General features: G+C 66.9%; 13 protein-coding genes and 1 tRNA gene. 7 read left to right on the top strand and 7 right to left on the bottom strand.

The window, feature by feature from the left end; genetic code table 11:
• The first annotated feature begins 67 nt into the window (after window positions 1–67).
• Window positions 68–721 (top strand): L,D-transpeptidase family protein, encoded by a 654-nt coding sequence (locus tag ABQE44_RS09505; RefSeq protein ID WP_448429370.1) that lies wholly within the window; start codon window positions 68–70, stop codon window positions 719–721.
• Window positions 722–724: 3 nt separating this feature from the next.
• On the opposite strand, the gene ABQE44_RS09500 is transcribed toward ABQE44_RS09505, so the two are convergent.
• Window positions 725–1,183 carry a nuclear transport factor 2 family protein gene (locus tag ABQE44_RS09500; RefSeq protein ID WP_448392474.1) on the bottom strand — a complete coding sequence of 153 codons (459 nt, stop codon included), beginning with the start codon at window positions 1,181–1,183 and terminating at the stop codon, window positions 725–727.
• A 46-nt stretch (window positions 1,184–1,229) separates the two neighbouring features.
• On the opposite strand from ABQE44_RS09500, the gene ABQE44_RS09495 reads away from it, so the two are divergent.
• Complete coding sequence (locus ABQE44_RS09495; protein ID WP_448429368.1) at window positions 1,230–1,991, top strand: DUF3159 domain-containing protein; 762 nt, start codon at window positions 1,230–1,232, stop codon at window positions 1,989–1,991.
• Here ABQE44_RS09495 and ABQE44_RS09490 read toward each other — a convergent pair.
• Window positions 1,975–3,480, bottom strand: a complete 1,506-nt coding sequence (locus ABQE44_RS09490) for an FAD-dependent oxidoreductase (protein ID WP_448392472.1) — start codon at window positions 3,478–3,480, stop codon at window positions 1,975–1,977. The genes ABQE44_RS09495 and ABQE44_RS09490 overlap by 17 nt on opposite strands.
• Window positions 3,481–3,590: 110 nt before the next feature.
• Between ABQE44_RS09490 and ABQE44_RS09485 the strand changes: the two genes are divergently transcribed.
• Window positions 3,591–5,261, top strand: a complete 1,671-nt coding sequence (locus ABQE44_RS09485; protein ID WP_448429366.1) for an Hsp70 family protein — start codon at window positions 3,591–3,593, stop codon at window positions 5,259–5,261.
• Window positions 5,262–5,264: 3 nt separating this feature from the next.
• Here ABQE44_RS09485 and ABQE44_RS09480 read toward each other — a convergent pair whose 3' ends face one another.
• Both ABQE44_RS09480 and ABQE44_RS09475 read right to left on the bottom strand, forming a co-directional pair.
• Window positions 5,265–6,449, bottom strand: a complete 1,185-nt coding sequence (locus ABQE44_RS09480; protein ID WP_448429364.1) for a DUF7159 family protein — start codon at window positions 6,447–6,449, stop codon at window positions 5,265–5,267.
• A 63-nt stretch (window positions 6,450–6,512) separates the two neighbouring features.
• The gene (locus tag ABQE44_RS09475) at window positions 6,513–7,274 is read right to left on the bottom strand and encodes an SDR family NAD(P)-dependent oxidoreductase (protein WP_448429568.1); all 762 of its coding nucleotides are present in this window, start codon (window positions 7,272–7,274) and stop codon (window positions 6,513–6,515) included.
• Window positions 7,275–7,373: 99 nt separating this feature from the next.
• Here ABQE44_RS09475 and ABQE44_RS09470 point away from each other — a divergent pair, with 99 nt between their 5' ends.
• Complete coding sequence (locus ABQE44_RS09470) at window positions 7,374–8,063, top strand: VldE C-terminal domain-containing protein (RefSeq protein WP_448392469.1); 690 nt, start codon at window positions 7,374–7,376, stop codon at window positions 8,061–8,063.
• Between the two features lie 479 nt (window positions 8,064–8,542).
• Here the strand turns inward: ABQE44_RS09470 and ABQE44_RS09465 are convergent, their stop codons facing one another.
• The 3 genes from ABQE44_RS09465 to ABQE44_RS09455 form a co-directional block, all read right to left on the bottom strand.
• Window positions 8,543–8,962, bottom strand: coding sequence for a hypothetical protein (locus tag ABQE44_RS09465; protein ID WP_448429362.1), 420 nt, complete (start codon window positions 8,960–8,962; stop codon window positions 8,543–8,545).
• Window positions 8,963–9,115: 153 nt separating this feature from the next.
• Window positions 9,116–10,306: a Fic family protein gene (locus ABQE44_RS09460; RefSeq protein ID WP_448429360.1), complete on the bottom strand. Its 1,191-nt coding sequence runs from the start codon at window positions 10,304–10,306 to the stop codon at window positions 9,116–9,118.
• Window positions 10,307–10,432: 126 nt separating this feature from the next.
• Window positions 10,433–10,506 (bottom strand) — tRNA-Gly (locus ABQE44_RS09455).
• Window positions 10,507–10,551: 45 nt separating this feature from the next.
• On the opposite strand from ABQE44_RS09455, the gene dcd reads away from it, so the two are divergent.
• From dcd to ABQE44_RS09440, 3 genes are all read left to right on the top strand, one after another.
• The gene (gene dcd / locus ABQE44_RS09450; RefSeq protein WP_448392466.1) at window positions 10,552–11,124 is read left to right on the top strand and encodes a dCTP deaminase; all 573 of its coding nucleotides are present in this window, start codon (window positions 10,552–10,554) and stop codon (window positions 11,122–11,124) included.
• 264 nt (window positions 11,125–11,388) lie between these two features.
• Window positions 11,389–12,963, top strand: a complete 1,575-nt coding sequence (locus ABQE44_RS09445) for a DUF7159 family protein (RefSeq protein ID WP_448392465.1) — start codon at window positions 11,389–11,391, stop codon at window positions 12,961–12,963.
• A gap of 110 nt (window positions 12,964–13,073) precedes the next feature.
• The gene (locus tag ABQE44_RS09440) at window positions 13,074–14,369 is read left to right on the top strand and encodes a cytochrome P450 (protein ID WP_448429566.1); all 1,296 of its coding nucleotides are present in this window, start codon (window positions 13,074–13,076) and stop codon (window positions 14,367–14,369) included.
• Window positions 14,370–14,378: the final 9 nt, after the last annotated feature.

Here is a 14,378-nt window from a genome sequence, read left to right as displayed (position 1 = left end):
CCTTCAACTTATCCAGCCAGCGCGCGGCTTAACCCAAACCGAACGCACCGCGACTTAGCATGGTTGCGTGCGCCGGCTGTTGATCTTGATGTGCGCCTTGGTGGCGTTGGTCGGCACCGCCGCGGTCGGGCGCGCCCAACCCGCCCCGTGGTTCGCCGACTCCGTCGGATCGGCAACGCAGGTGATTTCGGTTGTGGGCGTGGGTGGTTCGAAGGCCAAGATGGACGTATATCAACGCACCCCGGCGGGCTGGCAGCCGATCGGAGTGGCCATCCCCGCCTGGATCGGGGCCAAGGGGATGGCGCCGCAGACCCACGACGGCCAGATGAAGACCCCGATGGGGGTCTTCACCCTCGATTTCGCGTTCGGCACCGCGCCCAACCCCGGCGGCGGTCTGCCCTACGTGCAGGTCGGTCCGGACCACTGGTGGGACGGCGACATGAAAAGCCCCACCTACAACACCATGCAGGTGTGCAAGAAGGCGCAGTGTCCGTTTGACACCGACCCGGCGAGCGGCACCGAGAACCTCGACATCCCGCAGTACGTGCACGCGGTCGTGATGGGCGTCAACAAAGCGCGTGTCCCCGGCAACGGCGGCGCCTTCTTCCTGCATGCCACCGACGGCGGACCGACGGCGGGATGCGTGGCGATCGACGACGACATGCTGGTCAAGATCATGGCTTGGCTGCGCCCGGGCGCGCTGATCGCGATCTCGAAGTAGACCTCAGATGTTCAGCGCACGACCGGGTTTCACCTTGAAGTTCAGTGCTTCGGTGGACATCGACGCGTCGTAGGTGCGGTCGTAGCCGGTCTCGCAGATCTTCCAGCCGTCGCCGGTGCGTCGGTAGCGGTCGTGGTAGAACCCGGCGCCGATCAGCATGAAGTTGAAGTCCGGGGCGATCACCCGGTCCTGCAGGTACCAGGTCGCCGACGCCTCGTCGCCGTCGACGCGGATCTCGGGGTGGGTGACGCGGTGCTCGGTGATGATCTCGGGCCCCAGCGAATTGCGCATGAACGTCACCAGCTCGTCGCGGTTGGTGAAGTGATGCTCCTCGCCGATGGACTCGCCGTACCTGCCGACCACGTCCTCGGTGAGGGTGTCGGCGAACTCGTCCCAGAACTTGGTGTCCAGCGCGCGCAGGTACCGGTACTTGACTTGTTTGATCTCATCGATGTCGCCCATGGTCGACATTGCAGCACAACCGCCCAGCACCGCATAAAGTGCCACCATGAAATTTGTCGACGGGTACCTCAGGTCGCCCCTCGCGGGCATCGCACCGTGGATTCTGATGGGGATCATCAACGGTCCCGGCCGCTTCGAAGAGGCCGCCTCTGTCGCGCTGGCACTGTCGCTGCTGACGCTGTGGGTCGGTGCGCGCCGCGGCGTGCCCGTGCACCTGCTGGAAGCGTTCACCGTCGCCTACTTCGGCGTTCTCGCGGTGCTCGGCCTGGTGGCCTCCGACCGCGTCATCGAATGGCTGCAACTGTGGGCCGGCGCGCTGAGCAATGTCGCGCTGGCGGTGTTCGCGATCATCACCCTGCTGATCCGCAGACCCTTCACCCTTGCCTATGCCAAGGACACCACACCCGAAGAGTACTGGGACAGCCCGGTGTTTTTGCGGATCAACTACGTCATCTCAGCGGCCTGGGCCGGTGCGTTCTTGTTCTCCGCCGTGGCCGGCGTGTACGGCGACGCCGTGCTGGGCGACAACGACAACTTCTGGACGGCGTGGATTCTGCCGATCGGCGCGATGATCTTCGCCGTGTCGTTCACCGAGTTCTACCCGGACTACGCCACCGGGGAGAAGACGTCGATCGCCGCGGTCGTCGACTGGTTCCCACCGTTTGTCACCGTGGTCGGCATCGTCGGATGGGTGAGCGACGCGCTTCCCGACATCCCGGCGATCGCGCTGATCGTCGTCGGCGTGGCGGGGTCGGCACTGATGAAAAGGCTCGTGCCGGACCAGGCGGAAACTACTGCGCCGCAGTGAGGTTGCGCGTCGCCGGGCCCTCCAGCAGGGTGCCGTCAGGGGCGAACCGTGACCCGTGCAGCGGGCATTCCCACGCCTCGTCGGCGTCGTTCCAGTTGACGATTCCGCCCAGGTGCGGACACACCGGCGACACCCTGTGCTCGACGCCGTCGACGACGCTGCGGGCCTCCAGATCCCATGGGGGACCGCTGACCACGCCGCCCTCATCGGGCGTCCGGTCGCCCATGCGGGTCGCCGGGGTGATCCAGCCCCGCGCCAGATACATTGCCACCTCGAGGTTGAGCTGCATGGCTTTGGGAATCCCCGACAGTTCGTGGGGGCTCCAGCTGGAAAAGGCCTCGGCCCAGTCCATCCGCCCGCCGAGGATACGGCTCGACAGCGCCAGCGCCGCCGCCGTGCCGTTGGTCATCCCCCATTTGTCGAAACCCGTTGCGACGAAGATCTTGTCGTGGCCGGGCAGGATGGGCCCGACATAGGGCAGCTGGTCGATCGGCGTGTAGTCCTGCGCTGACCAGTAGTTGGTCTGCATCGCGCCGGGGTAGTGGGTCTTGGCCCACGCGTCGAGTTCCTGCACCGACGACGCCGGGCTCTTCTGGTGGCCGACCGGGTGACCGGCGCCGCCGACCAGCAGCCGGTCGCCCTCGGCCGTCGGCGCGTACCGGATCGACCTGGTCGGCGAATCTGCTGAGATGTACATACCGCGGGTGATGTCGCCGGGCACCTGATAGGCCATGCAGTACGAGCGGCTCGGCTCCAGGCGCGCGAAGAATCCGCCACGGTCGAGGATCGGAATGCCCGTGGCGAGCACGCATTGCTTTGCGCGCGTGTCGAACTCGGCGCCGTCGTTGGTGCGCACGCTGAGCTTCAGGCCGTCGCCTTCGTTCGAAACCTTCTGCACCCGAACGCCTTGCGCAAGCCGACCACCGCGCTCGTCGAGCTCGACGATCAGGCTGTCCAGCAGCGGCATCGGATCGAACTGCGCTTGATCGGCCAGCCGCACCCCGCCCGCGAACGGAAACGGCACCCCGGCCTCGTCCACCCACGACACGTCGAGGCCGGCGGACTTGCAGGCCGCCAACTCCTCGCGCACCGACGGCACACCCTTTTCGGACTGCGCGTAGGTGTAGGCGTCCTCGCGCTGCACCGAGATACCGTGCGACTCGCAGTGCCCGATCAGCCACTCCAGGCCTTCGCGGTTGCCGTCGACGTACTGCTTGGCCTTTTTGACCCCGTGCTTGCTGACGATCTTCGAGATCTTCGTGCTCTGCAGCAGGGAGATCTTGGCGGTGGTGTTGCCGGTGGCGCCGGCGCCGGGGAACAGCGCCTCGAGCACCAGGACGTCCTTGCCGGCCCTTGCCAGCAGGACAGCGGTGATCAACCCGGTGATGCCCGCGCCGACGACCACGACGTCGGCAGATCGGTCGGCATCGACCATCGGATTGGCTGGAGTCGCTCGGTTGGCGCGGTTTGCTAGCCACAGTGACGTCATGGCTTGCGTAGTACCCGTTCCGGTCGGTCCAAAACCGTGACGGCCGAACGTCGTTGGACCGGAGTGTCGGACGGGTTTCGGCAGGTGCGACGGCTATCGTGTGGTCCGTTATGAGCGACCCGTTGGGGTTGTCGATCGGGACGACGAACTTGGTCGCGGCGCGTATCGGCAATCAACCCGTGATACGACGTTCCGTGCTGGTCGACGCCGACGGCACGGTGTTCAGCGGTTTCGTCGACCGCGTCGGTGACGCCGTGCCCTTGGTGGCGGCCGACGGATCGACGCATCGGGCCGAACAACTGGTGGTCGACGCGCTGACGGAGCTGGTGCACGCCAGCGGAGAGCCGCCAGCAGACATCACCATCGCCGTGCCCGCGCACTGGACACCGGCGTCGTTGGACGCACTGGGCAACGCGATGCGCGCCAGCGCCGTGCTGGCGCCGGCGCGGCTGCTGTCCGACGCCGTCGCCGCGCTGACCGCGCTGAAAACCAACCCCGGCCTCACGCCGCAGGGCGTCGTCGTCCTGCTGGATTTCGGTGGCGGCGGCACCAGCATCACGTTGGCCGACGGAGGCGCGGGGTTCGAACCGATCGACGAGACCACCCGTTATCTCGAGTTCTCCGGCGACCACATCGACCAGGCGCTGTTGCGCCTCGTGCTCGACGAGATCACCCGAACCGGTGAAGTCGATCCCGCTGCCACCGCCGCGGTGGGATCGCTGGCCCAGCTGCGCGACGAATGCCAGCGCGCCAAGGAGCGGTTGTCGACCGAAGAGGTAACCGAGGTGGTCGCCGAACTGCCCGGACACCGGTCGTCGGTTTCGGTGTCGCGGCCGCAGCTGGAGGAATTGCTCGCCGAACCGCTGGCCGGACTTCTGGTGACGCTCGATAATACGTTGCAGCGCAACCGGATTGACTGGATCAACGTGTCGGCGGTGGCGATGGTCGGCGGCGGTGCGAGCATCCGGCTGCTCGGGCAACGGCTTGCCGGGCATACGGGCGCGCCCGTGATCACCACGCCGCAGCCGGCGCTGGACGCCGCTGTCGGTGCCGCGCTGTACGCGGCTTACAGGGCGGTCGCCGAGGCCGAAACCGGGTTGGCGCCGGCCCCGCTGGTCGACGTCGAGGCGTCGGAACCATCGACGGTCGGGGCGCTGGCATGGTCGCAGGACGATGCCAGCGCTGAAGATCCGGTGCCCTACACCGGCCCGGAGTCCTACGACACCGGCATGACCGCGTCGCGACCTCCGGTGCAGTACGTGCCGCCGACGGGGCCGATCGATTCGCCCCGCACCTGGCAACGGCTCCCGGCGCTGGCGGTCGGCGTGGCCGCCGCCGTCGCGTTGATCGCCGTCGGCGGGGTGGCGATCGCGCTGACCGGCGCGACCGACACCAGCAACACCCCCGAGGCGCCGCGCACGTCCGCTGCGCCCAGCCCTCCCGCGTCGCCGCCGCCGACCAGCGCGCCGCCGCCGAGCCCGCCCGCGGAGACCGTCACGGTGACCAGCGACCCGCCGCCGCCACCCGAGACCACCCAGGCATCTCCGCCGCCGCCGTCGACGGCCGTCACCACGACCACGACGCCGCCCACCACAACCACCACGACGACTACGACTACAACGACCACTACGACGCCGCCCACCACCACCACGACGACGACGACGCCCACCACCACCACCACGACGACGGTTCCGCCGGTGACGACAACCCACTTGGTCGTGCCGGGCGTCGGGTCGATCCCGATCCCGGTGCCCAACAACCAAAATCCGCCGGCGCCCTGACGGTCAGCGCGGGTACGGATATTCCGGTTCGTGGAACCGGTTGATGATCGGGATGCGCTCGATGATCCGGTCGCGCAGCCTCGGCTTGGGCGCGGGAACGTAGGCCGGCTGCTGCGGCGGCGGCACGTAAGCCGGCGCAGGTGGGGGCACATACGCAGGCGCCGGCGGCGGGTAGGCCGGGGCGGGCGGTGCGACCTCGGGCGCCGGCGGCGGGACGTACTCGGGCGGGTCGTACATCGGTTCGGCGACGGGCGCCGCGGGCGGCGGCGGAGCCGCGACGGCAATGGTCTGGGCGAGCACCGGGCGGGCCTCGGCCGGCGTCGACACCTTCTTCTCCGGCGGCGCGGGTGCGCCTGCCGGTTCCTCAGCCGGGTTTGTCGCCGAGGCGGCCTGCGGCTGCTCGTCCGGGGTGCCAGGAGACAAGCTCAGCACGACGGCCACGGACAGCGACACCACGAACGTCAGCACCGCGGCGGCAAGGACCGAAGCCAACGCGCCCACCTTGGATGGCGCCTTCGACCCGGCCGGAGCCATTTCGTTGACGGCATGTGCCGACGCCAGGGCCGCCCCCCGGGCCAGCGCCACGTCGGCGTCGGCGGCCGATACGACCGGACACTCCGCCGCGTCGGTGAGGGCGGCCACGACCACGTCGAGGTCCTCGGCCGAACCGAGGACGAAGATCGCATCCGGATTCCAACCGTCGAGTTGCGACAGCGCCAGCACCCGGCTCGACAGTTCCACCACGTCGGCGCCGTCAAGCGGCCGGGCGATCCGGTCGACCGTCGCGCCGGCGGGCTGGACGGCCGCGACCACCGCCGCGTCCGGTTCGACGATGCAGACCGCGAGATCGTCGTAGCCGCCGAGGCCGGCGAGCCCCGCGGCGAGCACGTCGGCGGCCTCGAGTTCGGATACGGCGATCACGTTGGCGAACCCGCGGGCGGCCAGCGCGTCCAACACGTCGGAGGCCGCGATTTCGGCCTCGTTGGTCCACGTCACGCCGATGGCGTGGATGGAACCGTCGACCTCGTCGGACAGGACCACGTCCAGCAGATCTTCGGGGTCGACGGCCGCGGTGAGGGCGCAGGCGCCGCGGTGAACGGTGTCACCTTCGCCGGTCGTTCCTTCGACCAGCACCCAACGAACAGCGCTGGACGTCATCGATAGACCCAGCACGAGGTTCATGGCCATGCCCCCATCCGCTGACGATCGGCTCAGAGGTTACCCCTCCACTCAGCGGCGGTATCCACTCCCTCAGGGCCGAAACGTCACGCCGCCGTCGACGCTGATCGTCTGGGCGGTGATGAAGCTGCCGTCGTCGGAGAGCAGCAGCGCGGCCAACGCGGCGATGTCGTCGGGTGCGCCGAAGCGGGACTTGATCATCTGACGGGCACGAGCCTGTTCGACGACGCCGTCGGGCATCGGCTGCTCGTCGAACTTGTAGTGCCAGATCAGGCCGGGAGCGATCGCGTTGGCGCGGATGCCCTTGGGTCCGTACCGGCGGGCGATGTGGCGGATCAGCGCGAGCTCGGCGGCCTTGCTCATCTGGTAGGACACCCGGGTGCTGGCCGCGTTGTAGGCGTCGGCCGAGGCGGTGAACACGATGGAGCCGCCGCCGTTGTCGATCATTGCCGGTATCGCGTGCTTGGCGCAGATCACGAAACCTCTCGTGTTGACCCGCATGACCTCGTCGAACACCTCGAGCGGCAACTCGACGACACCGCCGGGGAGGTACGCGTCGGCGGTGTCGGCGAAGTTGACGTGCAGGCCGTCGATGCGGCCGAAGGTGTCCACGGCCGACCGCACGATCGCGGCGACGGAGCCCTCGTCGGCGCCGTCCAGCCTTACGCCGCGGACCCGTTCACCTGAGCGATCGATGTCGGCGACGACGCGCGTCACCAGGTCCTCGTCGAGGTCGCCGACGACCAGCAACGCGCCCTCGTCGGTGAAGCGCCGCGCGAGGCCATTGCCGATGCCGCCGAGCCCGGCGAGGATGACGACCTTGTTCTCGAGCATTCCGGTCACGGGTCGATCTTGCCCCCTGACCTGGGCGATCGCTCAGCGGGGGTGGCAGCGGTTGCGGCAAATGTAACGAATTGATATAGGCTGCAGCCCGTGGGTCGCCATTCCTTAGCCACAAAGCGACGGAGGCCGCCGATCGGGCTGGCTGCGATCATCGCCCCTGCCGCGGTGCTTTTCGCGGTCGGCGGCGACGTGCCCGCACCGGCCGAGACCAGCCGCGAGGCCCCCGAACCCGTCGTGACACCCGTTGAGAATCAAGCGAGCGCCGAGACCGCGACGCCGTGCTGTGTCGAGTTGGTGGCTGCGCCGCCGACCGCGCCACCGTTCATCGTCGACGAGCCCGATGCGGCTCCGCCACCCGGCGAGGTGTTCGCCGCGTCGCGTCTGCGGATAGTCGACCGAGCGCTGCCCGCCGGCATCGCTCCCGAGCGCGGATTGCAGGTCAAGACGATCCTGACTTCACGGGCCATCAGCGAGGCATTCCCGGAGATCAGCAATATCGGCGGTGTGCGACCGGATTCACTGCGGTGGCATCCCAACGGGCTGGCGCTCGACGTGATGATCCCGAACCCGACCAGCGCCGAGGGCATCGCGCTCGGCAACGAGATCGTCTGGTACGTGCTGCGCAACGCCGAGCGGTTCGGCATGCAGGACGCGATCTGGCGCGGCGTCTACTACACGCCCGATGGTGCGCAGGGTTCCGGACATGGGCATTTCGACCACGTCCACATCACCACGACCGGCGGCGGATTCCCCGACGGCGACGAAATCTACTTGCGCTGAATTTCTTGGCGCTGAAATAGCGCGTAGGGTCGCGCGCACGCGAATTACAGTGCCCTGAGCGCTATCTCGGGCTCAGTGGTGCCCGGAGTCGTGTTCCGTGCTGTCCACCGGGGAACCGATGCCGGCGGTGGGCGGCGCCGGCGGGACGGGCGCGGGTACGCACGTTGGGGTGCCGTCGACAACGGATTCGGCTCCGATGCAAGCAGGTTCGGCGAGTGGTGGTGACGGCGTTTCGTTCAGCGCGGCTAACGCGGGCGCCGCAACGAGCGCGCCGCCGACGGCGGCTGCACCAATGAGTCGGCGGGTAGACCGTGGCAGATCGAACATTTCGCACCTCTCAAATGGAGGAATCGAGACTATCGGCGTTGGCGTGTCCAGCGTTGGAATTTACGCAAATTGACACAGTGGTAACCCAGTGGGGGAAGGTCGCTGCTGAGCTGTCACCACGGCCACGTGTGCGCGTCGTGCGGTCAACGAGGTCAACCGACCTTGCGCAAGTGGAACGGGCTGTGCGACACGACTCCGCCTTCGCAACCGTAGTTGGAGTCCGACGTCAACACCCCGTTGAGCGTCACCGGGTCGATCGACATCGACACCACAGCGGGTTCGTAGTGGCCGTCGGCGCAGGTCAGACCACCGGGCTTGGAAACTGTGAAGATCCAGCGGCCATTGGCATATGTGGTGGGGGTCTGCCAACCCTCGTTGCTGGCGACGGTACCGGTGCAACCGGTCGGGCCGCAGCTGGTCGCGAACGTCCAGACGATCACCGAGTCACCTTCGACTTCGCTGTAGTTGCCGTTGAGCAGCGCCGGATCGGCGGCCGCAGTGGCGGCGAGGGCAATGCCGGCGAATGCGGGCGCGGCGACGACGGTGGTCAAGGTGCGCAAGACTTTTGTCATAGTGACTGAGGAATTTAACGGTCATGTCAGCCACTTGACGCCAGCGACGCGCCTGCGTCGCCGAATCGCAACCTGCGGAGCCGATGACGGGAATCGAACCCGCGTTCTCAGCGTGGGAAGTCGTTCAAAGAGTTCTGACGCTCCTCCTACGTCCTAGAGCCTTACGCGCTCCTCACGGTTGATCGCATTGAGGATCTCCGGTGCGACAAACAGCCGGTCTTGCCGGCGTCCCGTGATCTCCATGAGGACACCATGTTCAATCAATTTGCCCACTGACTGGTTTGCGGCTTGAAACGATCGACCCAAAAGGTCTCTGACGGTTGGTACGTCGATCACCGGGTAGCCGACCAGTACTTCTGCGATTTCTACGGGTGATCCGCGCATGCCTTTGCCGCGCAAGTCCGCAACCAGCCGGTCCCTGATGCGTAATAAGCATTGGATCTTGGCGAGACCCTCACGAGCCTGCACTTCAACAGCGTGAGCGAATAGTTCGACCCAGGGGCTGAAGTCTCCAGAAGTTGTGACGGCCAACAAGCCGTCCTGATACTGCTGCCGCCGAGCTTCGAACCACGGAGCGATGTTCAGTACCGGCCAGCGGAGCTCGCCAGCCTGCATCACCTGCAAGAGCGCTATCAGGCGGCCCAGTCGACCATTGCCGTCGCTAAATGGGTGCAGTGTCTCGAATTGGTAGTGCGCAATTGCCATTTTCGCCACGATCAATAGATCGGAGTTCTCATTGACCCAGTCCTCCCAGGCGGCGAAGCCTGTCTCGAGGTGATCGCCAGCCGGACATGGAACGAATCGAGACTCTTCAATGGGCCTGGTTTCGGCACCGATTGCCACCTCATGCGGCCTGAGATCACCTGCATCCGCGGTGTCACCCTTGGTCCCGCGAACGATTATCCGTTGCAGCTGCCCGAGAAAGCTGCGTGAGATCCTCCGCTCCCTGATGTTGTGAACTGCGAGCTCCGATGCCTGCACGTAGTTGCGTATCTCGCGTTGTTCGAACGACATCTGATTTTCCTGCAGGAAGTCAGCCTCAAGAACTTCCTGGAAGCTGGCGTACGTCCCCTCGAGTGCCGATGTACTCGCTGCTTCCCGTCGAATGATCGGTCGAACGAGAATCTCTGGTCGAGGCAGTTGCGCAACGGCCTCATCGAGGCGGGCGATGGCCATGGCGGCTTTTGACGCGCACGCCACGGCCCGTGCGGACAAATTGGGAGCAGCCGGCAGGGGAATAGGTAGGTATGCCCAGTAGTGCCATTCCTCCATGCTGCGAGGATCCGTCCCACTGATCGGTACCAGTTCACCGATCGGCGACGCGCGGACTGCTTCGAGTTCCATAGTTCAACCTTATACCCCATTAGGTTGAATGTTGACGCTCAAGCTCAACGTAGGTTGCGCCCACCCCGCCTTGGTTGAACTGCATACGGGGAAGTTCAACTAACGGGGAAGCGCGGCAGTTCAATGTGGAGCCGGTGACGGGAATCGAACCCGCGTTCTCAGCTTGGGAAGCTGATGTTCTGCCATTGAACTACACCGGCCGGTTTGAGCACGAAGGCTAGCATTCGAGCGGCTACGCTCGTCGCGTGCTGCTCTCCGACCGCGACATCCGCGCTGAAATCGCCGCCGAGCGGCTGGGCCTCGACCCGTTCGACGACACCCTGATCCAGCCGTCGAGCATCGATGTCCGCCTGGACAACCTGTTTCGGGTCTTCAACAACACTCGCTACACCCACATCGATCCGTCGCTTCAGCAGGACGAGCTCACCAGCCTGGTACAGGCCGCACCCGGTGAGCCCTTCGTGCTGCATCCCGGCGAGTTCGTGCTCGGCTCGACGCTGGAGCTGTGCACGCTGCCCGACGACCTCGCCGGCCGCCTGGAAGGCAAGTCCTCGCTGGGCCGGCTCGGCCTGCTGACCCACTCCACCGCGGGCTTCATCGACCCCGGCTTCTCCGGGCACATCACCCTGGAGCTGTCCAACGTCGCCAACCTGCCCATCACCCTGTGGCCGGGCATGAAGATCGGACAGCTCTGCCTGCTGCGGCTGACCAGCCCCGCCGAGCACCCCTACGGCAGCGCCAAAGTCGGCTCCAAGTATCAGGGCCAGCGCGGTCCGACGCCCTCGCGGTCCTATCAGAACTTCCTCAAATCGACCTGACTCGAGTCCCTCGTTGACCCTGCGCTGAGGGGGTCTCGGGGCGTACTTTTTGCGCCCTGGACGCAGCGTGAACTGACTTGCGCGCACCGCCGTTGATCCGAGTAGGGTCGAAGTGCCGATACAAAAGTTGATCGCCATCAGCTAATGGCATTTTGGGATGTAACGCGGCTCCTGCCGATGCCGATGAACTACTAGTCGCCGGTTTCTGCGAATCGCGGGGCGACACGAAAACCTTGATAGCGTAGCAAACTTTTTGGAGGGTTCGTGGACATCGTATTAGGTGTGTCGATGACACCTACGACGGTCCGCATGGTGCTGGTCGAAGGGGAGAAGGCCGACGGCGTCACCGTCGACCACGACGTCTTCGACGTCAACGGCGAGCCCGACTCGGCAACGTCGAGCGCGCCCAACCAGGTCATCGACGCTGTGCTCGGCACCAAGGAGAGCGCCGAGACCGGCGGGCACCATCTCAAGTCGATCGGCGTCACCTGGAGCGACCACACCGAAGCCGCAGCCCTGCGTGAGGAATTGGCCGCCCGCGGCATCGACGACGTCATGCTGGTCTCCGACGGTCACGCTGCCGCCTCGCTCGCCCAGGCGGTGGGCCGGGCCGTCGGATACGACACCACCGCGCTGCTCTTCCTCGACCGCGACACCGCGACGCTGTCGGTGGTGCAGACCGGCGACGGGTCGGTGGTCAAGGTGCTCAGCCGCACTCTGCACAGCGACGACGCGATGGTCGTGCTGACCGAAATGGCCGCCGCGGTCGACGCCCAGGAGTCACCGCCGCAGGCCATGTTCGTCGTCGGCTCCGGCGTCGATATCGCCTCGGTGAAGAACCACCTCGAACACCTCGTTAGCCTGCCCGTCAGCGCACCCGACGAACCCGACCTCGCGCTGGCCCGCGGCGCCGCGCTCGCCGCCGCCAACGCCCCCGCGTTCGAAGCGTCCACCGTCGGGCTGGCCTACTCCCAGGACCCCGACGGCCCCACCGCCGGTAGCGCATACGCCGGGCTGGCCGCCGGCGCCGCACCGCTGCTCGACGGTGACGAGCCCGCTACCGACTTCCACCCGATCGGTGAGGAGCGCAAGCCGTTCCTGCTCGTCGGCAGCGCGCTGACGTCGATCTTCGTCGTCGGTGTGGTGGCCCTGGTCATCTCGTTGGCGGTCAGCATCCGCCCGACGGCCGATCAGCGACCCAGCCCCGGGCAGAGCGCGATCGTGCCCAGCGCCGTCGCCCCCGCGCCACCGCCCGTGCAGCAGGAAGCCCAGCCGGTCGAGGCACCCCCGCCGCCACCTCCGCCGCCGGCCGAGACCATCAAGGCCCCGATCCCCGTCGTGCAAGAGGCTCCGCAGGCCCCGCCGCGCACGGTGTACGTCGAAGCGCCCGCTGCGCCCGCACCTGCACCCCCGCCGGCTGCGCCGCCACCACCTCCTCCTCCCGCGGCGCCTGCGCCTGCCCCGGCGCCGGCCCCCGTGGCTCCGGCACCGGCCCCGGTGTACATCCCTCCGCCCGTGTACAACCCACCGCCGATGTGGTATCCGCGGCAGCAGAATCCGTGGTATCCGCCGCGGCCGACCTACGACCCGCCGACGCCCACCTGGACGCCGCCCAAGTCGCCGTGGGACCCGCCATGGGAGAAGCCCGACAAGCCGCGCAACCCGAAGTGGCCGCCGTGGGAGAACGGCTCGGGCTCGCGTGGCTCCGACTCGGACAGATCTTCGGGGTCACGCGGTTCGGGTGACTTCGGTCCCGGGTCCCGTGGTTCCAACGGGCCGTCCGGGCGCGGCGGTTCGGGCGGTTCGGGCAACAACTGTTTCCTGATATTCTGCAGTTAATCGCCTGCCAAAACACCTGAGCAGGAAGCACTTTTAGGAGTGTCATCGTGCACGACGGTCGCCCGCGTCGACGCAACGGCCCGATCAAACAACGGGCCCGATGGGTGGCGATGCACGGGGTCGTGCGCGCGCTCGCCCGGTTGGCCGCCCGTCGCGGCGATTTTCAGGGCAGGCTGATCGCCGATCCCACGATCCGGAACGATCCCGCCTCGTTCACCGAGGAACTGCGTGCGCGCGGTCCCCTCGTGCGCGGTCGGGCCGCCTACCTGACCGTCGAGCACAAGATCATCAACGATGTGCTGCGCTCCGACGACTTCCGGGTCTTCGCGATGGGGTCGAACCTGCCCAAACCACTGAAATGGGTGACCGACCGCACCAAGACCGACATGCTGCATCCGTTGCAACCGCCGTCGATGCTGTCGGTCGAACCGCCGGATCACACCCGCTACCGCAAGCTGGTGTCGTCGGTGTTCACCACCAGAGCCGTTGCGGCACTGCGTGATCGGGTGCAGGAGTCGGCCGACGCAATGCTCGACGAGATGGCTGGCACCTCTGGTGCCACCGGCACCGTCGACATCGTCGAGCGCTACTGCTCTCGGCTGCCGGTCAGCATCATCAGCGACATTCTCGGCGTCCCCGACGAGGCGCGGCCAAACATTCTGGAGTTCGGCGAACTCGGCGCGCCCAGCCTGGACATCGGCCTGCCGTGGAAGGTGTACCGCCAGGTCAACCGCGGCATCGAAGGGTTCAACGACTGGCTCGTCGACCACCTGGCCGAACTACGGCGCAACCCGGGTGAAGATCTGATGAGCCAGATCATCCAGGCCAGCGACGAGGGCGCCCGGCTCAACGAGGAAGAGCTGATGGCCACCGCGGGTCTGGTGCTGGCCGCGGGCTTCGAGACGACAGTCAACTTGCTGGGCAACGGAATTCGCATGCTGCTGGACAACCCCCAGCATCTCGACACCCTGGCCGCCAGGCCTGAACTGTGGCCCAACGCCGTCGAGGAGATCCTGCGGCTCGACTCACCGGTGCAACTCAGCGCGCGAATGGCGCGCAAGGACACCGACATCGCCGGCACCCGGGTGCGCCGCGGCGAGATCATCATCCTCTACCTCGCCGGCGCCAACCGCGATCCGAACGTTTTCGACGACCCGCACCGCTTCGACATCGAACGTGAAAACGCGGGCAAGCACCTGTCGTTCTCCGGTGGCAGGCACTATTGCCTGGGCGCGGCGCTGGCGCGCGCCGAAGGTGAGGTCGGGTTGCGCACCTTCTTCGAACGCTTCCCCGACGCCCGGCTGGCCGGTGCAGGCAGCCGACGCGAGACCCGGGTGCTGCGCGGGTGGTCGGCACTGCCGGTCACGCTCGGCAAGGCGCGCGCCCCCATCGGTTCGACGATCTAGCCGCAGCAA

This window comes from Mycolicibacterium sp. XJ2546 (assembly GCF_053483195.1).
The sequence above is the reverse complement of the archived record's forward strand: the minus strand, read 5'-3'. Positions and strand labels throughout refer to the sequence as shown.